General features: G+C 56.0%; 1 pseudogene. It reads left to right on the top strand.

Going from position 1 to position 525, the window contains the following annotated elements:
• Positions 1–159 (top strand): annotated as a pseudogene (gene purH / locus R5H29_RS01235) (bifunctional phosphoribosylaminoimidazolecarboxamide formyltransferase/IMP cyclohydrolase); the annotation flags it as partial.
• Positions 160–525: the final 366 nt, after the last annotated feature.

The following is a 525-nucleotide window of genomic DNA, read 5'->3' as shown; positions in this document are numbered from 1 at the left end:
TTCTTTCCGTTTGCGGACGGCCTACAGGCGGCGATCGCGGCAGGCGCCACGGCGGTTATTCAGCCGGGTGGCAGCATGAGGGATAACGAGGTCATTGCAGCGGCTGATGACGCGGGCCTCGCCATGGTCTTCACTGGCATAAGACATTTCAGGCACTAAGGGCAACAGTAGGGATCGCGTTGACACACACCCTTGCATGGCGACGCGCCCCAGTCCGACCAGCTCGCACTTATTGCTATCAGACAAAGACAGGCTTTTTCATTGACCGTGTAGTTATGGGATGGTTACCATGCTCGCCCTGATAGGATTTTGCGATCATGGCAGTTTCGGCCCTTGTACGAAATAAGCGCCAGCGGCGTGCTCTGATCACTGCACAGATGGTGTTGTTTTCGGTAATCGCAGGCTTTAGGCTCAGGACCCATTAATTTCCTTGCTTAGGCGCGGCGTCGCGTGATTCTCAGCATGGCGGGAGGTGTCCTGCCATGACTGAGATGTTTCTTCTCTCCAAGGCGCAAATGCGCCGGA

The sequence above is a fragment of the Stenotrophomonas sp. A3_2 genome (assembly GCF_036624925.1).
Taxonomy (GTDB): domain Bacteria; phylum Pseudomonadota; class Gammaproteobacteria; order Xanthomonadales; family Xanthomonadaceae; genus Stenotrophomonas; species Stenotrophomonas hibiscicola.
This window is presented reverse-complemented; position numbering and strand designations above follow the sequence as displayed.